At 53.2% G+C, this 22975-nt stretch carries 18 protein-coding genes, 2 tRNA genes and 1 riboswitch; of the genes, 13 read left to right on the forward strand and 7 right to left on the reverse strand.

The window, feature by feature from the left end; all coding sequences use genetic code 11:
* Positions 1-142: 142 nt before the first annotated feature.
* Positions 143-1987 carry a tyrosine-type recombinase/integrase gene (locus tag MYB54_RS09350; RefSeq protein WP_052439313.1) on the reverse strand — a complete coding sequence of 615 codons (1845 nt, stop codon included), beginning with the start codon at positions 1985-1987 and terminating at the stop codon, positions 143-145.
* A gap of 227 nt (positions 1988-2214) precedes the next feature.
* Positions 2215-2291, reverse strand: a tRNA-Val gene (locus MYB54_RS09355).
* Positions 2292-2636: 345 nt separating this feature from the next.
* Here MYB54_RS09355 and MYB54_RS09360 point away from each other — a divergent pair.
* A complete protein-coding gene (locus MYB54_RS09360; protein ID WP_010276539.1) occupies positions 2637-2951 on the forward strand; it encodes a DMT family transporter in 315 nt (104 codons plus the stop codon).
* Positions 2952-3552: 601 nt separating this feature from the next.
* Positions 3553-4344, forward strand: a complete 792-nt coding sequence (locus tag MYB54_RS09365) for an HAD-IIB family hydrolase (RefSeq protein ID WP_014915757.1) — start codon at positions 3553-3555, stop codon at positions 4342-4344.
* Positions 4345-4391: 47 nt separating this feature from the next.
* Here the strand turns inward: MYB54_RS09365 and MYB54_RS09370 are convergent, their stop codons facing one another.
* Positions 4392-5165 carry a DeoR/GlpR family DNA-binding transcription regulator gene (locus MYB54_RS09370; protein WP_014915756.1) on the reverse strand — a complete coding sequence of 258 codons (774 nt, stop codon included), beginning with the start codon at positions 5163-5165 and terminating at the stop codon, positions 4392-4394.
* Positions 5166-5244: 79 nt separating this feature from the next.
* Between MYB54_RS09370 and MYB54_RS09375 the strand changes: the two genes are divergently transcribed.
* Both MYB54_RS09375 and katG read left to right on the forward strand, forming a co-directional pair.
* Positions 5245-6510 (forward strand): metallophosphoesterase, encoded by a 1266-nt coding sequence (locus MYB54_RS09375; protein WP_014915755.1) that lies wholly within the window; start codon positions 5245-5247, stop codon positions 6508-6510.
* 328 nt (positions 6511-6838) lie between these two features.
* Positions 6839-9013, forward strand: coding sequence for a catalase/peroxidase HPI (gene katG, locus MYB54_RS09380; RefSeq protein ID WP_039553727.1), 2175 nt, complete (start codon positions 6839-6841; stop codon positions 9011-9013).
* Between the two features lie 70 nt (positions 9014-9083).
* Here katG and MYB54_RS09385 read toward each other — a convergent pair whose 3' ends face one another.
* Positions 9084-9347 (reverse strand): DUF3861 domain-containing protein, encoded by a 264-nt coding sequence (locus MYB54_RS09385; RefSeq protein WP_010276554.1) that lies wholly within the window; start codon positions 9345-9347, stop codon positions 9084-9086.
* Positions 9348-9428: 81 nt separating this feature from the next.
* Here MYB54_RS09385 and MYB54_RS09390 point away from each other — a divergent pair, with 81 nt between their 5' ends.
* The 8 genes from MYB54_RS09390 to uca all read left to right on the forward strand — a co-directional run bounded on the left by MYB54_RS09390 (position 9429) and on the right by uca (position 18146).
* A complete protein-coding gene (locus MYB54_RS09390; RefSeq protein ID WP_014915753.1) occupies positions 9429-9842 on the forward strand; it encodes a MarR family winged helix-turn-helix transcriptional regulator in 414 nt (137 codons plus the stop codon).
* Positions 9843-10036: 194 nt separating this feature from the next.
* Positions 10037-10138: riboswitch (guanidine-I (ykkC/yxkD leader) on the forward strand.
* 59 nt (positions 10139-10197) lie between these two features.
* Positions 10198-11256, forward strand: coding sequence for a putative urea ABC transporter substrate-binding protein (locus tag MYB54_RS09395; RefSeq protein ID WP_248721828.1), 1059 nt, complete (start codon positions 10198-10200; stop codon positions 11254-11256).
* Positions 11257-11278: 22 nt separating this feature from the next.
* Entirely contained in the window at positions 11279-12094 is an 816-nt protein-coding gene (locus MYB54_RS09400) for an ABC transporter permease (RefSeq protein ID WP_248721829.1), read from the forward strand.
* Positions 12091-12882: an ABC transporter ATP-binding protein gene (locus tag MYB54_RS09405; protein ID WP_248721830.1), complete on the forward strand. Its 792-nt coding sequence runs from the start codon at positions 12091-12093 to the stop codon at positions 12880-12882. Before MYB54_RS09400 ends, MYB54_RS09405 begins: the two co-directional genes overlap by 4 nt.
* Before the next feature lie 13 nt (positions 12883-12895).
* Complete coding sequence (locus tag MYB54_RS09410; protein WP_248721831.1) at positions 12896-13642, forward strand: urea amidolyase associated protein UAAP1; 747 nt, start codon at positions 12896-12898, stop codon at positions 13640-13642.
* Between the two features lie 11 nt (positions 13643-13653).
* A complete protein-coding gene (locus tag MYB54_RS09415) occupies positions 13654-14289 on the forward strand; it encodes an urea amidolyase associated protein UAAP2 (protein ID WP_248721832.1) in 636 nt (211 codons plus the stop codon).
* Positions 14280-14417: a hypothetical protein gene (locus MYB54_RS09420; RefSeq protein ID WP_205594100.1), complete on the forward strand. Its 138-nt coding sequence runs from the start codon at positions 14280-14282 to the stop codon at positions 14415-14417. Before MYB54_RS09415 ends, MYB54_RS09420 begins: the two co-directional genes overlap by 10 nt.
* 123 nt (positions 14418-14540) lie before the next feature.
* Complete coding sequence (uca, locus tag MYB54_RS09425) at positions 14541-18146, forward strand: urea carboxylase (RefSeq protein WP_248721833.1); 3606 nt, start codon at positions 14541-14543, stop codon at positions 18144-18146.
* A gap of 724 nt (positions 18147-18870) precedes the next feature.
* Here the strand turns inward: uca and MYB54_RS09430 are convergent.
* Positions 18871-18947: transfer RNA gene (locus MYB54_RS09430), tRNA-Val, on the reverse strand.
* A 355-nt stretch (positions 18948-19302) separates the two neighbouring features.
* Entirely contained in the window at positions 19303-20676 is a 1374-nt protein-coding gene (locus tag MYB54_RS09435; RefSeq protein WP_248721834.1) for an MATE family efflux transporter, read from the reverse strand.
* Positions 20677-20924: 248 nt separating this feature from the next.
* On the opposite strand from MYB54_RS09435, the gene MYB54_RS09440 reads away from it, so the two are divergent.
* Complete coding sequence (locus MYB54_RS09440) at positions 20925-21560, forward strand: riboflavin synthase subunit alpha (RefSeq protein WP_248721835.1); 636 nt, start codon at positions 20925-20927, stop codon at positions 21558-21560.
* 94 nt (positions 21561-21654) lie between these two features.
* Here MYB54_RS09440 and cfa read toward each other — a convergent pair whose 3' ends face one another.
* Positions 21655-22806, reverse strand: coding sequence for a cyclopropane fatty acyl phospholipid synthase (gene cfa / locus MYB54_RS09445; RefSeq protein ID WP_119870911.1), 1152 nt, complete (start codon positions 22804-22806; stop codon positions 21655-21657).
* Between the last annotated feature and the right edge of the window lie 169 nt (positions 22807-22975).

Below are 22975 nucleotides of genomic sequence, written 5' to 3' on the forward strand. Positions count from 1 at the left end.
TTAATTTCAATAGTGCGAGTGCCGTGCAATATAGATTTATGATAAATCACGCTGATGAATTTTTTCAGAAATATTAAAACCCGCATGGCATTGCGGGTTTTAATGAAATGTTTAACTCAGTTAATTCTATGATATATCACCTCTAAAAGAGGTGAGTGCTTGTAACTTTATTAATTATTGTAACTATCATGTCTAGGTTTTTGGAATTAACTACATCAATAGGAGATTGGTTATCTAATGTTTTATTTCTATTAGATAAAGCTTGATAAAATGTCCATGAGTCTGCTTTATCTGATGATTTAAGTACCGCCTGAATCAATTTTTTCTTTATAGGATCGAGTTGCCAATCTGGAATTCGTTGCCCACGATTGCCGATGTTTATTGTTAGTAATTTATTCGATTTTATCTCCCGGTTAATTTGGTCTCGAGATTTACCAGCCAGTTTAGCAAATTGGGATACTGATAGATTGTGCGGTTCTTCATATATGTTAAGCATGTCTATGCGTTTTTTTTGTATTTCTGTGATGATTTTTTCGGATGCGTCTTTCCCACTATATTTTGGTGGTAGAGGTGAAAGTCGTTGGAATGTTTGGTTGTTGTTATTTTCATCATTTGTTGCAACTATAGAAGTTGAAGTGGCTGCTGGAGGAGTTGTTGTTACTGGTGGTATAGGTAAATTACTATCTGTATCCAGCATAGTGGGAATTCCAGCGATATAGATAGTCAAATGCTTCATTGCTGATTCAACAAATCCTTGCTCTAATAAATCGAGCCTGTCAGCCCAATCTTGCATCATACGTCTACGTGGCTCTACATAGCTAGCATGGTTATATGCAGAGCTAACTTTATTTGGATCAGCATGAGAAAGCTGGGCATCTACCCAAACTTTAGGGTAACCAATTTCGTTCAGTGCTGTTGAAATTGTGCCACGTATACCATGGCCTGTGAGTTTATCTTTATATCCCATACGTTTCAGAGCATTATTGAGAGTGTTTTCACTTATACGCTCTTGTAAGTTATAGTAATGTGGCAATAAATAGTGCTGGGCTGGTTTAACTTTATCTATCAAGTACCTGATTACTTCAATTGCCTGTGCAGATAAAGGAACAATATAAGGAGGGATATCCTGTGGCCGTTTTCTATTTTTTCGCATGCTTTTTTGTAGTTGCTTCACCTCTTCGGGAGGAATAAGCCAAAGACCACGCTCTAAATCGAACTGTTCTGGTGTAGCGAGACGTAATTCGCCAGTGCGAACCCCGGTAAGAAAAAGTAAGCGAATACCAAGTTGTGTAGTTTCATTACCTGAGTATTTACGCAATTTACTTAAAAATGACGGTAACTCTGACATGTGTAAGAATGGATTGTGAATTTCTGGCGGTTTTGGTAGCGCAACTTCTTTCAGATCCATAGCAGGGTTAACATCAAGACCATCTATTTTTACCACAGCATAGCGAAATAATTGCCCAAGCCAACTGCGCGCTTTTTCTGCTGTTGTAAATGCTCTTCGCTGTTCAATCTTGGATAAGATTTTTAATAGATCTATACGACGGATGTCATAAATAGGCATCTTGCCAATTTGGGGTAAGATGTCGTTATTAAATGTGCGCTGAATTTGGGAAAGGGTTCCTTTTTTATCCTCTTTGAGTTCTAAAGATCTATATTCAGCCCATTTTTTGAACACGGATTCAAAATCATTTTCGACAGCTAGCTGTATAGCATAGCGTTTTTGCTTACGAGCAGACTGAGGGTTTATTCCCGCATCTAACAAAGCTTTCGTTTCATCTCGCAGGTTTCTGGCTTCTTGCAGTGACACTTTGGGGTAGGTGCCAAGAGATAGGCGTTTTTGTTTACCTAGCCAGTAATAGCGGAAATGCCAAGATTTCCCACCGTTTGGTGAGACGGAAAGAGAAAGGCCATTATCATCTGGGAGTGTATAGGCTTTGCCAATTGCTTTTGCATGGCGAACCGCTATAGCAGAAAGTACCATGATCGTCGCTCCTGATTAAGATCAGAGCTGGATTTTGGTTCTCGGTAGTGTTGTTTAACAGTAACAATCTGGAAGTGAGGTTACCCGTATTCACATGGACTTAAAAATGTACTTAAAACCATTAGATATGAGTAGATTTTGATAGATTTTACTGGAACAAGAGAAGATGGAAATTTTCTTCTTTTCAATGTGTTATAGACATTAGCATACATCTATAGAACATGAATTGGTACGACCGAGTGGACTCGAACCACCGACCCCCACCATGTCAAGGTGGTGCTCTAACCAACTGAGCTACGGTCGTACAGTAGATAACATCTTAATCAGTAACGTTTTGATTAGAATGCTTTTCTTCATTCCAGCGTTTGGAGTGGGCGCTATTATGGACGGCTCCGGCGCTGGTGGCAAGCGCTTTGTTTATCATGTTCTTCCAAGTGTCGAATGTTTAGCCGGATTTGCGTCCTGAGGTTAACTATTTACTGAATTGAAGCAAAACTCGCGAGACCCGGGACGGTTAAGGACATATTGGCTTTACTCCCTGATAGCACAACGCTATCGTATCGCGGCATAGCATCCTGACAGGGGACGACCCCTGACGCGAAAAGGATTCACGGGACGACCCCTATTCGATGTTTAAGGAGAGCAGGGTATGGCCTGGTTTCTATTAGCGCTTGCCGGTTTGTTTGAAATTGTCTGGTCTTACAGCATGAAACTGTCTGATGGCTTCACGAAAGTAGGCGCATCGGTTGTCACAATTGTCGCCATGATTATCAGCTTTGCGCTGTTATCCATGGCGATGAAATCTCTTCCTCTGGGCACGGCCTACACCATCTGGACAGGAATTGGCGCGGTAGGGGCGTTTGTGGTGGGATTGGTCTTCCTCAATGAACCCGCAAATGCGATGAGGATTATCGCTGCGCTGTTGATCGTCAGCGGCTTGATCCTGATGAAGCTGTCCTCATAGCGTATATACCCGTCATACTTCAAGCTGCTTGTGCGTTGGCTGCCCTTACTCAACCCAGTCACTTACCTGAGTAAGCTCCTGGGGACTCGCGCGGTTGCCGCGTTACAAGGCTATAAATTGGCCTTGCCCTAAAGGGCCAACGCTCTGCGTTGTTCAAAACGCTAACGTTTTGTCATGCAACTCGAATTATTTAGGGTATATATAGTTTTTGAATAACACATTGCGTCTGAACGTCAGGTTCGTCTTCATTTGATCATCTGGCGTGTGGCAGAGCCATCGTCACCTGACTCTGCCACTTCCTCTCATTCTCACTCCCTTACTGCTCATTATTGGTTGATTTTGCTTCTTGTTGCTTATTGTCAATAAATGCTATGCTGATTTCTGCGTAATATCTCAATGAACTTGGCGTAAAGTGATTGTTATTGCGCGTTACATGCTCTTTTTAGTGTGTTTTTTGCTTTATCGAGCTAAATCGAGCATTGGCGATTAATCATCACGTCAGTCATCTAACACACCGCACAAAAACGATATCTCTTGGTTCAGGCAGGTTACGGCCTGACTCGCGGCTATCTGTGTACGTACAATCTGAAAGGGGAGTGGAATGATCAAGTTGGTAATTACCGATCTGGACGGCACGTTTCTTCACAGCGATGGCGATTACAACAGAGCCTTGTTTGCCGACGTTTATGCGCTAATGAAAGAGAAAGGCGTGCGGTTTGCTGTCTGCACAGGCAAGCAGTGTGAGCGGGTCGAAGCGCTTTTTGGCGATGATGCGAAAGACATCTGGATTCTGGGAGACAGCGCGACACGCATCAAGTATCAGGGAGAGTACGTTTACCAGTCACTTATTAAAAACCGTCTTGCCTTGAGCCTGATTGGCGTGCTGGAAAGCGTAGACGATCGGCACGTAGTCATCGGTTGTACCCCACACGGTGCGATGGTGAAGGAAACGATCGATCCTGCCTTACTGGAAAAGGTGAAAAAGTCGTACACCAATGTGACGTTGATCTCCAGCTTTGCTGCCGTGACCGATGATTTTGTGAAAATCACGGTTTATGACCCAGAAGGACACTGCCACGAGACGGCGAAGTATCTTGATGCGTTTCACGATCATGCCTATATCGTGGTCTCTGAAGCGTCTTGGATCGACATTGCTGATGTCGGCGTACACAAAGGGCACACCGTAGACATCCTTCAGGAGAAATTGGCGATTACGCCAGAGGAAACGATGGTGTTCGGCGACGGGCTCAATGATATTGAACTAATGAGCCGCGGGGCTTACAGCTTTGCGATGCGCAATGCGTTTGAGGAAACCAAAGCGGCGGCGAATTTTATTGCCCAGAGCAATGATGACGATGGGGTACTGAAAACGATAAAGCTGCTGCTTTCATAAAGTGAACGGCATGAGGCAAACCGGCAGCCGCTGGGGCTACCGTCGCATTATCGGGCAACAATCAGCTCCAGATTTTTTTCGCTTAATGCGCTCTGGCAGGCAGGTGAGATTTCATCATCGGTCACCAGCGTGGTGATTTCATCACATGCAGCCACGCTATAACGAGCCAAAGCGGAGATCTTATTGGCGGTCAGCGCGACGATCACTTCGCTGCTGCGGGTGACCAGGCACTTTTTGAACTCTGCATCGTCATATTCAAAAACGGTCAGGCCTTCATTGGCGTCAAAGGCACAGCCTCCCAACAGGCATTGATCGAAATACATCTTCTCTAGCTGCCTGAGCGTATCGATACCAATCGCGCCGCCGACCTCTCTCTGGATCCTTCCGCCAAGAAAGATCACTTCTACATCCTGATGTTGCATCAGCTCTGTTGCGATAATGGGCGAATTGCACACGGCGGTAAACTTCAGGCCCTGCGGGAGCTGCTTCGCCACGGCCAGATTGGTGGTACCGGTGTCAAAGAAGACGCAGCCATTAGGCTTTATCAGCGGGATAACGGCCTGAGCGATGCGGTCTTTCTGAACAGCGTCAATACTCGCTCGACTGGCAAAATCGATGGCCTCTGGCGGCATACTAACCGCACCGCCGTAGACGCGCTTGCAGGCACCGGATTGCGCCAGTTCTTTCAGGTCACGCCGTATGGTGTGTTCGGATACGTTCAATTCACGTGAGAGCTGGGCGCAGACGACTTTGCCTTCCTCGCTGAGGATCTGCCTGATTTTGGATTGCCGTTGCTCGGGAAAGTCGGTGTAATCGAACATATATGTCCTTGGTTAATCAAAATGATGCACAACCTGCCGCCAGCGAGCAGGCTTCATTCTGGTCAATGATGTGTACAGCATGGAATTGCGCCATGTTAATCTGCACCTTCTGGCAACACAACACCTCTACCGCGTTGATCTGCAATGCGTGAGTCATGGTGTAAAATTTACGCGTTACTATACCGACATCACCGATAAAGAGAGAAAAATAGCCGTGTTTCATGTCATTACCGGGCTGATCGCCCTCTATGTTATCTGGCGTCTGGTCTGGCGCTTGCGTGTCGGTATGCCTGTAAAGCGCATGTTGGCGGTGTTAGTGCTGCTGGCTTCGCAGCATCATCTGATTACGCGCACCTTTTTTGGCACGATGGCGTCGCCGGAAGTGCCCGCATTTGTCCTGATGCTTCTGGGATGGGCGTTTGGCGCGCTGCTGATATCCGCATTCCTGCTGTTGGCTATCGATCTGTTCGGCGTCGTGGGGCGTCTGTTATCCCGTTCGGTTGGGAATGTGTTGCTGAACAATATGACGCTGCGTGGTGGCATTGCCGTGGTGGCGATGGGGCTGGCGGCGATAGGCGTTTGGGAAGCGGTGCGCGTTCCTGAAGTACGTACGGTCGAAGTCGAGTTGAAACAACTGCCGCCTGCGCTGGATGGCTTCCGGCTGGTGCAGCTCACGGATTTACATGCCAGCCGTCTGTTACAGCGCCCCTGGATGGAAGCCGTAGTGGCAAAAACCAACGCGCTTAAACCCGACCTGACGGTAATTACGGGCGATCTGGCCGACGGCACTGTGAATGCCCGTCATGATGACATGGAACCGCTGCGTAACCTGACCGCGCCACACGGTGTGTTTGCCATTGTGGGCAACCATGAATATTACGTGGAATATACGCAATGGGTGCAGCGACTGAATGCGCTGGGTTTGCGCCTGTTGCTTAATGAAAATGTATCGATTGGTCGCGATAATGCCGCGTTTGTGCTGGCAGGGATCACCGACCGTACCGCCGCTGATTTTCAACAGCTGCTGCCAGATACGGGCGCTGCGCTCAACGGAATAGCGCCGGATACCGCTGTCGTTTTGCTCAGCCATCGGCCAACGGGAGCGAAAGAGAATGCGCGTGCTGGAGCGGATTTACAGCTCTCCGGCCATACGCACGGCGGTCAGGTGCTAGGCATGCATTGGGTGACGCAGATGGCGAATGAAGGCTATGTGTCCGGCAGCTATGACGTGGATGGCATGCATCTGTACGTGAGCAATGGCGCGGGTCTGTGGAACGGCTTTCCGATCCGCTTAGGGAAACGTGCCGAGATTACTCAGTTCATACTCCGTTCGCCGTCGCTGTAGTTTGTCGCTGTAGTTTTTAAGGTAGCAAAAGACCCCGCGGCTTCTTGAAAGAGGCCGCGATGACAAGCGGACTCATTATCGCAAGTTGTGCTATCGGCGAGATTATTGATGCAGATAGGAAAAATGTGCGATTGAACCGCTTTTCATCAGGTTAAGCTATCGCAGAAGTTAGCATATACAATTATAAATTATAGGGAGACTCTGGCACTGTCTTGCATCAAGAAGAAGGAATCGGTGAAGCGCTCTGTTGCCATAAGGCAAGGCTATCGGAGAACGATCCACCTTCTTGCGCAGCGATTAAGGCAATGCAACATACTGGGAGATAACGATGGACGAGAATAAAACGAAACCAGCCGGCAAATGTCCGGTTATGCACGGCGGAAACACTTCTACTGGCTCATCAAACACCGACTGGTGGCCAAATGCCCTCAATCTCGACATTCTTCATCAGCATGATACCAAGACCAACCCGTTAGGCAGCGATTTCAGCTACCGCGACGCCCTCAAAACCCTCGATGTCGATGCCCTCAAAAAAGATCTGCATGCACTGATGACCGATAGCCAGGAGTGGTGGCCAGCGGACTGGGGTCACTACGGCGGCCTGATGATTCGTATGGCCTGGCACTCGGCGGGCTCCTACCGTACGACTGATGGTCGCGGCGGCGGCGGAACGGGTAACCAGCGCTTTGCACCGCTTAACTCCTGGCCGGATAACGTCAGCCTCGATAAAGCGCGCCGCTTACTGTGGCCCATCAAAAGAAAATACGGCAATAAACTTAGCTGGGCGGACCTGATTATTCTGGCGGGTAATATCGCGTATGAATCCATGGGACTGAAAACATTTGGCTTCGCCTTTGGCCGTGAAGACATCTGGCACCCGGAAAAAGACACCTACTGGGGCTCGGAAAAAGAGTGGCTGGCGAAGAGCACCGGACGCTATGGCAGCGACGATCGTACCTCGCTGGAAAACCCGCTGGCGGCCGTACAAATGGGGCTGATTTACGTTAACCCAGAAGGTGTTGATGGCAATCCCGATCCGCTGCGTACCGCACAGGATATGCGCGTGACGTTCTCCCGTATGGCGATGAATGATGAAGAAACCGTTGCCCTGACGGCGGGTGGGCACACGGTGGGTAAAACCCACGGTAATGGCGATGCCAGCCTGCTGGGTGCGGCACCAGAAAGTGCGGATGTTGAGGAGCAAGGTCTCGGTTGGCATAACCCGACGGGATCGGGCAAGGGGCGCTATACCGTCACCAGCGGGCTGGAAGGCGCCTGGACAACGCATCCGACGAAATGGGATAACGGCTTCTTCCACATGCTGTTGAATCACGAATGGGAACTGAGAAAGAGCCCGGCCGGTGCATCGCAGTGGGAGCCCGTCAGCATTAAAGAAGAAGACAAACCGGTTGACGTTGAAGACCCGTCTATCCGCTACAACCCGATGATGACCGATGCCGACATGGCGCTGAAAGTTGACCCGGAATATCGCAAGATTTCCGAGCGTTTCTATCAGGATCAGGCGTACTTCTCCGAAGTGTTTGCCCGAGCATGGTTCAAACTGACGCACCGCGATATGGGGCCGAAAGCGCGCTACGTGGGGCCAGATGTGCCGCAGGAAGACTTACTGTGGCAGGATCCGGTTCCGGCGGGGCGTACCGACTATGATGTTGATGTTGTCAAAGCACGCATTGCAGAAAGTAGCCTTTCCATCAGTGAACTGGTCGCAACCGCCTGGGACAGCGCCCGCACATTCCGTGGTTCCGATATGCGCGGCGGTGCCAACGGCGCGCGTATTCGTCTCGCCCCGCAGAAAGACTGGGTAGGGAACGAACCTGAGCGTCTGGCGCGTGTGTTAGTCGTGCTGGAAAGTATTGCCGCTGCAACGGGGGCCAGCGTGGCTGATACCATCGTGCTGGCGGGTAATGTAGGGATTGAGAAAGCGGCGAAAGCGGCTGGCGTACAGGTGACTGTGCCATTTGCTCCGGGACGTGGCGACACCACCGATGCCCTGACCGACGCCGAGTCTTTTGACGTCCTTGAACCTATCCACGATGGCTACCGTAACTGGCTGAAGAAAGACTATGCCGTGAGCGTGGAAGAGCTGATGCTTGACCGCACCCAGCTGATGGGGCTGACGGCGAAAGAGATGACGGTGCTGGTTGGCGGCCTGCGTGTGCTGGGGACCAACTACGGTGGCACCAAACACGGCGTATTTACGAATCGTGAAGGCGCACTGACGAATGATTTCTTCGTCAACCTGACTGATATGAAATACACGTGGAAGCCATACCGTAAAGACCTGTATGAAATCCGCGACCGTAAAACGGGTGAAGTTAAATGGACAGCGACGCGTCTGGATCTGGTCTTTGGCTCCAATTCCATTCTGCGCGCCTACGCCGAGGTTTACGCACAGGACGACAGCAAAGAGAAGTTTGTGAATGACTTTGTTGCTGCCTGGGTGAAAGTGATGAATGCGGATCGCTTCGATCTGGCAGAGTAAGGCGTCACGCTCCCCGCGCCGGTGTTTTCACGGCGCGGGGAGCATCATTTTTGCTGCGCGGCCTTCTATATCACTGCTTCTTGAGATTAAGCATGAATTCTCTGAACGGGGCGGCGAATTCCTTAAACAGTGGGTGCTTTCTATTCTGCATCATCACTTCACTAAATAGTTTCAAACCCACAATAAAGGCCTGAGTCTGTTCCGGCGTCATGTCCATCTTGCCATCGACTTTTTCCAGAATCTTGAACAAATCATCGTGGATTGAGCATTCAAACGACAGCGTGCGCTGCTGCTCGGCTTTTTCTTCCACCGTAATCTGATAGACGTTTCCCATTGTGGCCTCGGTAAATTGAACTCGTGATGGATAGTTGATAAAATCAACTATATGATCATTGGTTGACCGAGTCAATAAAGCATGATGAAAGCTCTTTTTGCCTTACTGGAAAGCTATAAGGCGCAGATGCAGGAACAGATGAAAGCGCACGACATTAGTCTGGATGTGGTGCACGTCCGGTTATGTAAGATCATCGCGATGGAAGGGCGCATTACGCCCCAGTCGCTGGCGAAAAGGGTCTGTCGGGATAAAGCGCAGATCACCCGCATGGTCGCGGAGTTGGTCAAACGCGATTATGTCCGCAAGATCGATAACCCGGATGACGGCCGCAGCGTGTGGCTCAGTTTGTCCGATAAAGGCGTCGCGTTTACGCAGGTTTTTCTGCATCAGGAAAAGCAGATTGAGGCGCAGATGCTTCAGGCGCTATCCCCTGAAGAACAAGCCACGTTTAGTGCGCTGCTGGAAAAAATAGCGGCCAGCCGTTCTGCACACTAAGCCCCGCTTCCGCCAACTTCCGCTGCACTACCGTGAAGCGTACTCGCTGTGCTACTGCACCGAGATAGCGCGATAGCGGCGAGCTTCCCCGCATAATTCTCCCTATAAACGACAGCCGGACTGGCACTTTCGGTGCTGGCACGCCTTTTGCTTTTCTCTATTCGGGACAGCACCACGCATGGCGCTGAACAACCTGAATAGCTGGCTAGGGTTCCGATCCATATCCTATGGATGTCTGGTCCGAGAGCTGGCGACCTCCAGTTGAGGTTACACGGCGGGACAAAAGCCCGGGAGACAGCAACACCCATGGTGTCGCGCTGTTCCCGCTTTTTTCCTACTCAACCGGAGGTCTGGCATGAACCTATCTCGTTTACTGGGCGTTTGCGTCCTCAGTCTCTCAGCGCTGCTGAGTTTCCCTTCTCAGGCTGCGCCTAAAACGCAATTCAACGTATGCTGGACGATCTATGCCGGATGGATGCCGTGGGGCTTCATCGGCACGCAGGGCATTATCGATAAATGGGCCGACAAGTACGGCATCAAGATTAAGGTCACCCAGCTTAACGACTACGTCGAATCGATCAACCAATACACCGCTGGGCAGTTTGACGGCTGCACGATGACCAACATGGATGCGCTGACCATTCCGGCGGCGGGCGGTGTGGATACCACGGCGCTGCTGCTCGGCAGTTTCTCCGCAGGCAACGATGGCATCGTGCTCAAAGGCAAAGGGAAAACGCTGAAGGATTTGCGCGGGATGAAGGTTAACCTGCCTGAACTCTCCGTCTCCCATTACCTGCTGGTGCGCGGTCTGGAAACGGCCGGATTACGGGAGCGGGATGTCACCGTTGTTAACACGTCGGATGCCGATATTGTCGCCGCCTTTGCCACCCGCAGCGTGCAGGCCGCCGTTGCCTGGAACCCTCAGCTCTCTGCAATCAAAAGTCAGCCGGACACCACGGAAGTCTTCCAGTCCGGTCAGATCCCCGGCGAACTGATCGACATGATGGTCGTGAACACGCAAACGCTACAGGACAACCCGGCGTTGGGCAAAGCGCTGGCCGGTGCCTGGTTTGAAATGATGGCGCTGATGAAAGCGGGCGACAAACCGGCGCTGGAGTCCATGGCTGCCGCTTCCGGTACCGATTTAGCCGGCTATCAGGCGCAATTAAAAACCACCCACCTGTTTTATTCCGCGCAGGACAATCTGGCGTTTCTGACCAACTCGGATCTTCCTAACACCATGAAGCGAGTGGCCGATTTCTCCTTCGATAAAGGGCTGCTCGGCACTGGCGCACAGAGCGCGGATTTTATCGGTATGACGTTCCCCGGACAGGTCACGTTGGGCGACAGCGCCAATGTGAAACTGCGCTTTGACGACACCTTCGTGCGTCTGGCCGCAGAGAACAAACTCTGACCCGCAAACTGGAGAGACTATAGTGCGCTTGATCAATCGCTACCCCAGTCGGGGCGGACGGCTGTTGCTGGTCCTGCTGCCGTTTGTCGTGCTGCTGGTGCTGTACCTCATCGGGTCGGTGCTGCGGCTGGAGGCTAACCCCAATGACAAACTCTTGCCGAGTCTTGGGCAAATGGCCGAGGCGATTCAGCGCATGGCATTCACCGAGGATAAACGCAGCGGTGATTACCTGTTCTGGCTGGATACGCAGGCCAGTCTGGTGCGTCTCGCGCTGGGGCTGGGGATCGCCAGCCTGTTGAGCCTGCTGTTCGGGATTGCGGCTGGGGCTTTTCCGCTGTTTCGCGCGCCGCTCTCGCCGCTGATGACCGTGCTGTCGATGATCCCGCCGCTGGCGATTTTGCCCATTCTCTTCATCGTCTTTGGGCTGGATGAACTCTCGAAAGTGATGCTGATCGTGATTGGCGTTACGCCGATGCTGGCGCGCGATCTCGAACAGCGCGCCCGCAACATACCGCAGGAAATGCTGATTAAAGCCCAGACATTGGGAGCTAACAGCTGGGTCGTGGTGCTGCGCGTCATCCTGCCACAGCTGCTGTCGCGACTGCTGATTTCACTGCGGCTGCTGCTGGGCGCGGCGTGGCTATTCCTGATTTCTGCCGAAGCGATTTCGGCAACGGCAGGGCTCGGTTACCGCATCTTTCTGGTACGCCGCTATCTGGCGATGGATGTGATTCTGCCTTACGTCGTGTGGATCACGCTGCTGGCATGGCTCATGGATATGGCGCTGCGCTGGCTACATCGCCGCGTGTTCCCGTGGTCAGAGGAAAGCAAAGCATGAGTTTTATTGAGATCGATAACATCTGGCAGGAATACGGCGACCACGTTGTGTTGGAACGGCTCAACCTGAACGTTGAGGAAGGGGAATTCTGCACGATGGTCGGGGCATCCGGCTGCGGTAAATCGACCTTTCTGCGTCTACTGCTGGGGCAGGAAACGCCCAGCCGTGGCGAAGTGCGGCTCGAAGGGAAAGCGCTGCCAGCCGAACCGGATGCCAGTCGCGGCGTGGTGTTTCAACGCTATTCGGTTTTCCCACATTTAACCGTGCTGGAAAACGTGGTGATTGGGCTGGAGATACCGCGTTCCCCTTGGCTCGGCAGGCTGTTTGGGCAACGCAAGCAGGCGGCGCGAGACGATGCCGCACGGATGCTGGCGCGCGTCGGGCTGGGACACGCCATGCACAAATACCCTAACCAGCTTTCCGGCGGCATGCAGCAACGGCTTGCCATTGCTCAGGCGTTTATTGTCCAGCCACGCATCCTGCTGCTCGATGAACCATTCGGGGCGCTGGATCCCGGTATTCGCGGCGATATGCACACGCTGCTGCTGGAGCTGTGGCGGGAAACCCGCTTAACGGTCTTTATGGTCACCCACGATTTGCCGGAAGGTTTCCACCTCGGCACGCGCTTGCTGGTGTTCGACAAAGTGCGCATCGATCCGCATGCGCCGGAAGCCTATGGCGCACGCATTACCTATGACATCCCGCTTAATCAGGAGCGTCTTGCCACACGCCAGCGTGCGCTTACGCTGGTACCTCCTGTAGTCAGCGTGGCGACATCCTCTATTTAAGGAGCTTTCGGTTATGACAGCGATACAGACATCGACAAACACATCGACAGGCCGAACGACGTTTGATGAAGAAATAGTGCCGGGCGGAGGACATACCTCTTTCATCCTCAAGCGTGGACAGATTCTGCGTATCGAAGATGTGGAAGGTGGCGGCAATGTGGGCCTGCTGCTGTTCAACGCCCACCAGGCCAGCGAACGCCTGAACCTGCCGGATACCCTGAAAGGGCAACATACCGCCAGACTGACGGTCGGGCACTGCCTCTATTCCGATATGGGACGCGTACTGGCGGCGATTGTTGCCGACACGTGCGGCTGGCACGACAGCTTTGGTGGCGTGCTCAATGCGCAGGAAGTGCAGGAGAAATATGGGCAGGGGCGCTATCAGGAATTACGCAACGGTTTTTTCCGTAACGGCATGGATAACCTGCTGGTCGAGATGGGGAAATGGAACCTCAATCTGCAAGATCTGCTGATGACGATCAACCTGTTCAGCAAAGTCACGGTAGATGCGCAGGGCCAGTTTCACTTTCACGCCAATCATTCTCAGGCGGGAGACTACATCGAGCTGTACGCGCCGATGGATACGCTGGTGGTGCTGACCGCCTTGCAACACCCGATGGATCCTAACCCAGCGTATGCGCCGCGCCCGATTGCACTCACCTGGAGCCGGGCGGAAGGCGAGGATGTCGCTGCGTACTGCCGTGCGTTCCGTGAGGAAAATGCGCGTGCGTTTCACAATACCGAACGCTTTTACCTGTAAGGAGGCCGGACATGACCTTAATTGCCAGCAATAAAACGCCCGAGGACGCGGTATTCCGCCATGTAATCCCTGCCGGTGAACCTTATTTGTTTGAGGTGAAACAGGGACAGACGCTGCGACTGCTGGATTTGGAGGGCAATCAGGCGGTGGATACGCTGTTCTATCGCGTCGATGACCCACGTGAACGCTACGATCCGCAACGCACTCTGCGCCGCCAGAATAGCGTCTACCTGACGGCGGGCAGCGTGCTGTATTCCAATCTTGGCAACCCGCTGCTGACGATTGTCGCTGACACCTGCGGTCGCCATGACACGCTGGGTGGAGCCTGTGCGCAGGAGAGCAATACCGTGCGCTATGCGCTTGATCGACGCTACATGCATAGCTGTCGCGATAATTTTCTCTGCGCCTGTCTGCACGATGGCCGCCTGAACAAAAAGGACATCGGTGCGAACATCAACTTCTTCATGAACGTGCCGGTGACGGCAGAAGGTGGGCTGACCTTTGAAGACGGCATCTCCGCACCGGGGAAATACGTGGAGCTGCGCGCTGAAACGGACGTCATCGTGCTGATTTCTAACTGTCCGCAGTTGAATAACCCGTGCAACGGCTGGAACCCAACGCCAGCGGAGGTGCTGATATGGAACTGACGTCGGATCGCGGTGGTGAAAAACGCACGCGCTGGCAGCGGGTGAAAGCGTGGCTGGTGAGCGCGCTGGAGGCAAGGGCGAATCGCTATTACCTGCCGCATCGTGCCCAGTCGGATAAAACCCTATGATTCCGGCGCGATAGCCCGTTTCAGCATTATCTGTTTCAGCACGACCTGACTGTTACCGCGATGGACGACCATCATGCGGATCGCATTTTGGCGGGACGACCCGCCCTTGCATGAGTCTAGCGTATGTTCGACAAACTTCTGATTGCCAACCGTGGCGCGATTGCGTGCCGTATTCTGCGTTCGCTACGTGAGATGAACGTCCGTGGCGTCGCGGTCTATTCTGATGCCGATATCAGTAGCCTGCATATTCAGGATGCCGATGAAGCCATTAGCCTGGGAGAGGGCGCGGCGGCGCACACCTATCTGGATGTAGACAAAATTCTCTCTGCGGCTCGGCATAGCGGCGCGCAGGCCATTCATCCCGGCTATGGTTTTCTGTCCGAGAATGCGGCGTTTGCCGAAGCCTGCGAAGCGGCGCAGATTGCCTTTGTCGGGCCGACGCCGCAGCAGTTACGGGTATTTGGTTTAAAGCACACGGCGCGCGCGCTGGCGAAGCAGCACAACGTACCGCTGCTGGAAGGCACCGAGCTGCTGGAAAATATTGATGCGGCCCTCGGTGCGGCGGCGGCAATCGGCTATCCGGTCATGCTTAAAAGCACGGCCGGAGGCGGTGGGATCGGGATGCGCGTCTGCTATAGCGCCACGGAACTGTCCGACGCGTTTGAAACAGTAAAGCGTCTGGGGCAGAACAACTTCAGCGATGCGGGCGTATTCATCGAAAAGTATATCGAACGGGCCCGACATCTGGAGGTACAGATTTTTGGCGATGGACAGGGCGACGTGCTGGCGCTGGGGGTACGCGACTGCTCGGTACAGCGTCGTAACCAGAAAGTGATTGAAGAAACGCCCGCGCCCAATATGCCGGACGGGGTCGCCGATGCGCTGTGTGCGGCGGCGATCAGTCTGGCACAGGCGGTAAATTACCGCAGCGCCGGAACGGTGGAATTCGTTTATGACAGCGCGACGGACCGTTTTTACTTTCTTGAAGTGAATACGCGCTTACAGGTGGAACACGGCGTAACGGAACAGGTCTGGGGCGTGGATCTGGTGCGCTGGATGATCGCACTGGCCGCAGGGGATTTACCACCGCTGCGCGAGCTGTCTGCCGGATTGAAGCCGCAGGGGCATGCGATTCAGGCGCGTCTGTACGCGGAAGATCCGGGCAAACAGTTCCAGCCGTCGCCGGGATTATTGACGGAAGTTGCGTTCCCCGCCGCAGAAGGACAGAGCCTGCGTATCGATACCTGGGTGACGGCCGGGTGCGAGATTCCCCCGTTTTTCGACCCGATGCTGGCTAAGATCATCGCCTGTGCGTCCACCCGAGAACAGGCGATGGCGGGGCTGGATCGGGCGCTGGCGGACACGCGACTCTACGGTGTGGAGCACAACCGTGACTATCTGCGTCAGATTTTGGCGGCAGATCCGTTTGCCAGCGGTCAGCCGTGGACGCGCTGTCTGGATGCGCTGGTCTACCAGGCGACAACCTGCGAAGTGGTAAGCGCCGGTACGCAGACCACCGTACAGGATTATCCCGGACGTCTCGGCTACTGGTCGGTCGGCGTACCGCCATCGGGACCGATGGACGATCGCGCGCTGCGTTTAGGCAACCGTCTGGTGGGAAATCCGGCAGGAATGGCGGCGCTGGAAGTCACGATGAACGGGCCGACATTGCGTTTTAATACGGACGCTGTGGCGGCAGTTACCGGTTCGGCTATCGCTATCGAGCTGGACGGTCAACCTGTGCCGATGGATCGCGTATTTGCGATACCGGCGGGTGGCACGCTGCGGTTAGGTGCGGCGAGTGCGCAAGGGGTTCGCAGCTATCTCTGCCTGCGTGGCGGTATTGATGTGCCGGATTATCTCGGTAGTAAAAGTACCTTCACGCTGGGGCAATTTGGCGGTCATGCGGGCAGGGCGCTGCGGGCGGGTGACGTCTTGCACCTTGCGCCGCTGACTGACCGACGTATTGGAGACAGCCTGCCGGACGCATTGCGCACCACGTTGTCTACGGTGCGTGAACTGCGCGTGATTTACGGCCCGCATGCGGCACCGGACTATTTCACGCCTGCCTATATGGAAACGTTCCTGACCACCGAGTGGGAAGTGCATTTTAACTCCAGCCGGACGGGCGTCCGTCTTATTGGGCCAAAGCCGGAGTGGGTGCGCGACAGCGGCGGAGAGGCCGGACTGCATCCTTCGAATATTCACGATAACCCGTATGCCATCGGCGCGGTGGATTTCACTGGCGATATGCCGGTTATTCTGGGGCCGGATGGCCCGAGTTTGGGTGGATTCGTCTGTCCGGTGACGATAATCGAAGCCGACCTGTGGGCGCTGGGGCAACTGAATGCGGGCGACCGTGTGCGCTTTATTCCTGTCGATCTCCCGACGGCGCGCGCATTGGCGCAGGCACGTCATGCAGAGGTGGAACAGCTTGCCCCGATCGCTATCGAGTGGTCGCCTGCTGCGCTTATTTCTCCGGTGGTGTTGGATACCGGTGAGGAGGATAAACGGCTGGTTGCACGGCTGTCCGGCGATACCCATTTGCTGCTGGAAGTGGGGGCGGCGGAACTGGATGTCGCGCTGCGTTTTCGCGTCCATGCGCTGATGCTGGCGCTGGAGCAACAGACGCTCGATGGCATCATTGACGTGACGCCGGGCATTCGCTCGTTGCAGGTGCACTATCGCCCCGAAATGCTTTCGTTACAGCACCTGTTGGATGTGCTTTCTACGCTATGGCAGGACGTTTGCACCCAGCAGAATCTGACAGTGCCATCACGAGTGGTTTATCTGCCGCTGTCCTGGGACGATCCCGCCTGCCAGTTGGCGATCCAAAAATACATGACCACGGTACGCAGCGATGCGCCCTGGTGCCCGAGCAACCTTGAATTTATCCGACGTATTAACGAATTGGATAATCTTGATGAGGTTTACCGAACGGTCTTTGACGCCAGTTATCTGGTGATGGGGCTGGGCGATGTTTACCTCGGTGCACCGGTGGCAACGCCGCTGGATCCGCGCCACCGTTTGGTCACCACCAAATATAATCCGGCGCGTACCTGGACGGCGGAAAACTCGGTGGGCATCGGCGGCGCGTACCTGTGCGTTTATGGCATGGAAGGGCCGGGCGGCTACCAGTTTGTCGGACGCACGCTGCAAATGTGGGATCGCTATCGCGGCGTTGGCGCATTTGACGGTAAGCCGTGGCTGCTGCGCTTCTTTGACCAAATTCGCTTCTATCCGGTGTCGGCCGACGAGTTGTTATCGATCCGACGGGATTTCCCGCTAGGGCGCTACCCGTTACGGATCGAGCAAAGCGAACTGGCGCTAAACGCCTATCAGGATTTTCTGTCGCGGGAAGCGGAAGCGATCGAAACATTCCGCGTGCGTCAGCGGGCCGCGTTTGAGGCAGAGCGCGAGCGCTGGCGTATTGCCGGTCAATCGGTGACGGATAGCGTGGACGTGGTGATTGAAGAGGCGAGCGAAGCACCGATCCTGCCGGGACAGGTCGGCGTAGAAAGCCCGATTTCCGGTAACCTCTGGCAGGTGACGACGGAGATCGGCAAAACGGTAGCCGAGGGGGAAACGCTGATGATTCTCGAATCCATGAAAATGGAAATCCCGATTGTGTCGCCGCAGCGTGGCACGGTGCGGGAGATCCGCTGTCAGCCCGGCGCATCCGTTCGCGCGGGGCAGTGCGTGGTGGTGATCGAATCACAAGCGGAATAACGGCGGCGCTCTGTCGTATATCCCCTTCATACTTCAAGTGGCATGTGGGGTTGAGCCCTGTTTTTCCAGACGGTTAAGCAGGGTAGAAAGAGTGGCGGAGCGCTTGCCTTTGCGCCAGAGTAGCGATCTGGCGTGACATGACCTGTGGTAAGTGTGGACACCATGCAAAGTCACATTGAGACGTTGTTGACGCAGGGGTTGTCAGAGTGAATAAAAGTGAGAGACATACACGTGCAGCCAGTCAGGGAGGAGCAAATATTTTTTGATGAGGAAGACGCTAACGGCGAACGTTCCCATTGAAAAAATAATATGAAAGACGATCCAAAAATTAAAACAAAATTCACCACGATGAAAGGTCACGTCTTTTCTATTAATTCTCTCAACCAATACGCCTGACTTTAATCCGTTATAGACGTGAAAAATTTCCCATATTCCACCGCCAATGAGAAGTAGCGGTATGTAATCACGTAACCAATCCATTGCAATCTACTCTTTCAATATCATTTTCGCGGAAGGATTCTATCATAACCGCCGAGGTGTCTATATAAACCGGTGGAAATTCAGTGCATTGCTTTTGAGTCAGATCAAATAGATGTAGCGAACGTGGATGTAGACGGAATGAAATTGAGATTACGGGAAGATAATCAATGCAGATTCAACAGAGGATTGAACAGATTACTTTCAGTAGGGAATAGTGGAAATAAAATATTTTGAAAACAAGTAATGGTGCGTTCAATTGGACTCGAACCAACGACCCCCACCATGTCAAGGTGGTGCTCTAACCAACTGAGCTATGAACGCATTGAGATACCGAACTGCCTGTCTGACAGCGAGGCGAATAGTAGCGAGCGAGGGGAAAACTGGCAAGAGGAAAAATGCAATTTTGTGCTCTTGCCAGTGCGATTGCTGGGGTTGTGTCCATTCCGTTGTTTTTTTCGACGATACCCGTCATACTTCAAGCTGCTTGTGCGTTGGCTGCCCTTACTCACCCCAGTCACTTACTTGTGTAAGCTCCTGGGGATTCGCTCGATTGCCGCGTTACAAGGCTCATAAATGGGCCTTGCCCTAAAGGGCCAACGCTTTGCGTTGTTCAAAACGCTAACGTTTTGTCACGCAACTTGAATTATTTAGGGTAGAAGACAGGGTGAAACGTTATCTAGCGGGCGGCGCGCGCTAAAATCCGTGCGGCGGGTTGGCGCTGGAGAAAACGAATCCGCGTCACCATCATCACGGCCGCTGCCGTCAGGCCAATGATGAAACCACACCAGAAGCCCGCAGGCCCCATGCGCGGCACGATAATATCCGTCAACGCCAGCAGGTAGCCGCTCGGTAACCCCAATACCCAATAGGCGACAAAGGTAATATAGAAAATTGAACGGGTATCTTTATAGCCGCGCAAAACGCCAGTGCCGATCACCTGAACGGCATCGGAAATTTGATAAACGGCGGCCAGCAGCATGAGCTGAGAAGCCATCGCCACAACCAGCGGATCCTGATTGTAGAGCAGGGCGATAGGTTCACGCAGTAGCGTGGTGAAAATGGCTGTGCAGCAGGCTAAGGCCACACCCGCCATGATACCGGTGTGCGCGGCAATGCGGGCGTTCTCAACCGAGCCTTCTCCTAAGCGATGCCCGACGCGAATGGTCGTGGCGACCCCCACCGAGAGCGGAAGAACGAACATCAGCGAGCTGAAGTTCAGGGCAATCTGGTGACCCGCCACATCGACGACGCCCAGCGGCAACACCAACAGCGCCACCACGGCAAACAGTGTCACTTCAAAAAGTAATGCCAGCGCGATAGGTAAACCGAGGCCAAAGAGGCGCTTCAGCACGGCAACGTCCGGGCGGAATGCGGGACGGTGCAGGCGGATATCGCGTAGCCAGGAAGCGTGTCGGGTATAAAGCATCATCAATAACATCATGATCCAGTAAACCGAGGCGGTAGCCACGCCGCAGCCAACGCCGCCCAGTTCGGGCATGCCAAATTTACCGTGGATAAAGATGTAGTTGATCGGGATGTTGATTAACAGCCCGATGAATCCAATCATCATGCCGGGGTAGGTTTTGGATAGTCCTTCACACTGGCAGCGTAAAACCTGATAGAACAGATAGCCGGGAACGCCCCACAGTAGCGCATGCAGATAGCCGATGGCTTTCGCTGCCAGCTCGGGCGAACCGTCGCTCATCAGGTTAATGGCGTATTCCCCCTGATACAGCACCAGCATCGTAAGCACCGAAATGATGGCGGCGAGGAAGAAGGACTGTCGCACCTGATGAGAGATACGATCGCGTCGGCCGGAACCGTTGAGCTGTGCGACAACGGGCGTCAGCGCCAACAGCAGGCCATGGCCAAAAAGAATGGCGGGTAGCCAGATAGAGGTTCCCACGGCGACGGCGGCCATATCGGTGGCGCTATAAGCACCGGCCATGATGGTGTCAACCACACCCATCGACGTTTGGGACACTTGCGCAATAATGACAGGAACAGCAAGCACCGATAATTTACGCGCTTCTGTCAGATACTGTTGCACGGATACCTTCCTTGAATGACTTAATTTTGCTAGCGGAATGAATAATCTGGATATGAAAAACGTCAAGAATAAAACGAGAACGTTATTGTAACGACTTAATAAAAGTAAACCAGCTTGAAAGAGAATATATTCTTTTTGTTACGCTGCGGTTTCGATAACGTCTGACGTACCGTATTCCGGTTTGGTTTTCCGCGGAATATCGGGCACACTGCACAACGTCATTTCTTTGTTTTTAAGAGGCAAACCGCATGTTTACCGGTATTGTTCAGGGCACCGCGCCGGTGGTGTCGATTGAAGAAAAATCCAACTTTCGCACGCACGTTGTCCAGCTCCCGCCCGACCTGTTGCCAGGGCTTGTGCCCGGCGCTTCGGTGGCGCACAACGGCTGCTGCCTGACGGTAACCGCTATTGACGGCGATCGTGTCAGTTTTGATCTCATGAAGGAAACGCTGCGGTTAACGAATCTGGGCGATATTCATGAAGGTGATGTCGTGAATATTGAGCGAGCCGCGAAATTCGGTGATGAGATCGGTGGGCACGTCATGTCGGGCCACATCATGTGTACGGCGGAAGTGGTTAAGATTCAGGTTTCAGAGAATAACCATCAAATTTGGTTCCGTCTGGCAGATGAAGCGCTGATGAAATACGTGCTGCATAAAGGCTTCGTTGGGATTGACGGTATCAGCCTGACGGTGGGAGAAGTGACCCGTGGACGTTTCTGCGTGCATTTAATTCCAGAAACGCTGAACCGTACCACGCTGGGGCAGAAGCGTCTGGGCAATCGCATTAATATAGAAATCGACCCACAGACACAGGCCGTGGTCGATACGGTCGAGCGCGTGTTGGCTAGCAAGCACGCGAGCGAGCTCGGCAAGGAAGAGTAATTCCTACGTTGCGCATTCTGGTAAACCGGACGAGTAATATCGTCCGGTTTCTCTTTTCAGTCAGCACACGACTTTCTGTCAACACACAATGTTGTCAGCGCGCAACGCGCAATCCACCGTCGACCCCATCCGTGCTGAACAAGACCTGCCAGAGCTGAAGTTCTCTTGCTCTGAAAGCCCCAGCACAAAAGTTAAGATAGTAACTGAACATCCGGCGGAAGCGGGCGGTGTAGCGTGTGGAAAGCCGTGGCCAGTTCTGCTGAAAGCGAGTGTGCCAGGCCATTAAGGTACGATCGTAATCAGCACCGAAATTATGCCAGTCTTCCATCACCAAATAAGGCTCGCTTGCCTGCGCAATATGCTGTACGGAGGGAATACAGCCGTTGGGGAAGATGTATTTATGAATCCAGGGATCGATGTGCGGATTGGTCTTATTGGCCCCGATGGTATGTAGCAGAAACAGCCCATCGGGTTTTAGATTACGCCGCACGACGCGGAAATAATTGTCATAGTTGCGTGGCCCGACGTGTTCAAACATGCCAACTGACACCACGCGATCGAATTGCCGATCGAGATCACGGTAATCCTGTAATTCAATGGTGACGTTCAGATTCTGACAACGTCGCTGTGCCAGCACCTGTTGCTCTCTGGAAATAGTGATGCCGTACACTGAGACGCCGTAGTGGCGTGCCGCGAATTCGGCCAACCCGCCCCAGCCACAGCCGATATCCAGCAGAGTCATCCCTGATGTTAACTGGAGCTTTTCGCAGATCATGGCAAGTTTATCTTCCTGCGCCTGTTCCAGCGTCTGTGCCTGTTTCCAATAGGCGCAGGAGTATTGCATATAGGGATCCAGCATCAAGGTAAAGAGGTCGTTACCTAAATCGTAATGCGCTTTACCGACAACCTGAGCACGTCGGCGGGATTGTAAATTCGTGACGCGGGAGAGGGCGACGCGCGTCAGGTCGTGCAGACGGCGGGGCAGCCTGGCCTCTAACCCCGCACGCAGGACGCGATGGGAAAACATATCCAGCCGTTCACATTCCCACCACTCATCCATGTAGCTTTCTCCCAGCCCCAGCGATCCCTCACGCAGGATACGTTTAAAGAAATTGGGGTTGGTCACGCGGATGTCAAAAGGGCGAGTGCCGTTGATGGTGATATCCGCGGTGGCCAGCATGTCTTGCACGATGTGGAACCAGGGCGCGGTATTAGGATCCCATTCTTCTGTATAAGGTAAACCCATCATGTCTCCTTAACTTTATGTAAAAGTATCGTAAAACATACCTGGACAACACTTATCGCAGCCGAGATCTCGGCTGTCACCAGAGAAAATGAAACACGGTGTTAAATTGAAAACTGCTTCAGCCAGCATACAAGAGAATTGGCTGAAGCAGGGAGGGGAAGCAGCAGGA

The sequence above is a fragment of the Pectobacterium nicotianae genome, assembly GCF_023272715.1.
Classification (GTDB): Bacteria; Pseudomonadota; Gammaproteobacteria; order Enterobacterales; family Enterobacteriaceae; genus Pectobacterium; species Pectobacterium brasiliense.

What these genes read in the sequence shown, in the direction of transcription:
- MYB54_RS09350 (WP_052439313.1), bottom strand. Translation starts at nt 1,987, where the DNA reads ATGGTACTTTCTGCTATAGCGGTTCGCCATGCAAAAGCAATTGGCAAA.
- MYB54_RS09360 (WP_010276539.1), top strand. Translation starts at nt 2,637, where the DNA reads ATGGCCTGGTTTCTATTAGCGCTTGCCGGTTTGTTTGAAATTGTCTGG.
- MYB54_RS09365 (WP_014915757.1), top strand. Translation starts at nt 3,553, where the DNA reads ATGATCAAGTTGGTAATTACCGATCTGGACGGCACGTTTCTTCACAGC.
- MYB54_RS09370 (WP_014915756.1), bottom strand. Translation starts at nt 5,165, where the DNA reads ATGTTCGATTACACCGACTTTCCCGAGCAACGGCAATCCAAAATCAGG.
- MYB54_RS09375 (WP_014915755.1), top strand. Translation starts at nt 5,245, where the DNA reads ATGGAATTGCGCCATGTTAATCTGCACCTTCTGGCAACACAACACCTC.
- katG (WP_039553727.1), top strand. Translation starts at nt 6,839, where the DNA reads ATGGACGAGAATAAAACGAAACCAGCCGGCAAATGTCCGGTTATGCAC.
- MYB54_RS09385 (WP_010276554.1), bottom strand. Translation starts at nt 9,347, where the DNA reads ATGGGAAACGTCTATCAGATTACGGTGGAAGAAAAAGCCGAGCAGCAG.
- MYB54_RS09390 (WP_014915753.1), top strand. Translation starts at nt 9,429, where the DNA reads ATGATGAAAGCTCTTTTTGCCTTACTGGAAAGCTATAAGGCGCAGATG.
- MYB54_RS09395 (WP_248721828.1), top strand. Translation starts at nt 10,198, where the DNA reads ATGAACCTATCTCGTTTACTGGGCGTTTGCGTCCTCAGTCTCTCAGCG.
- MYB54_RS09405 (WP_248721830.1), top strand. Translation starts at nt 12,091, where the DNA reads ATGAGTTTTATTGAGATCGATAACATCTGGCAGGAATACGGCGACCAC.
- MYB54_RS09410 (WP_248721831.1), top strand. Translation starts at nt 12,896, where the DNA reads ATGACAGCGATACAGACATCGACAAACACATCGACAGGCCGAACGACG.
- MYB54_RS09415 (WP_248721832.1), top strand. Translation starts at nt 13,654, where the DNA reads ATGACCTTAATTGCCAGCAATAAAACGCCCGAGGACGCGGTATTCCGC.
- MYB54_RS09420 (WP_205594100.1), top strand. Translation starts at nt 14,280, where the DNA reads ATGGAACTGACGTCGGATCGCGGTGGTGAAAAACGCACGCGCTGGCAG.
- uca (WP_248721833.1), top strand. Translation starts at nt 14,541, where the DNA reads ATGTTCGACAAACTTCTGATTGCCAACCGTGGCGCGATTGCGTGCCGT.
- MYB54_RS09440 (WP_248721835.1), top strand. Translation starts at nt 20,925, where the DNA reads ATGTTTACCGGTATTGTTCAGGGCACCGCGCCGGTGGTGTCGATTGAA.
- cfa (WP_119870911.1), bottom strand. Translation starts at nt 22,806, where the DNA reads ATGGGTTTACCTTATACAGAAGAATGGGATCCTAATACCGCGCCCTGG.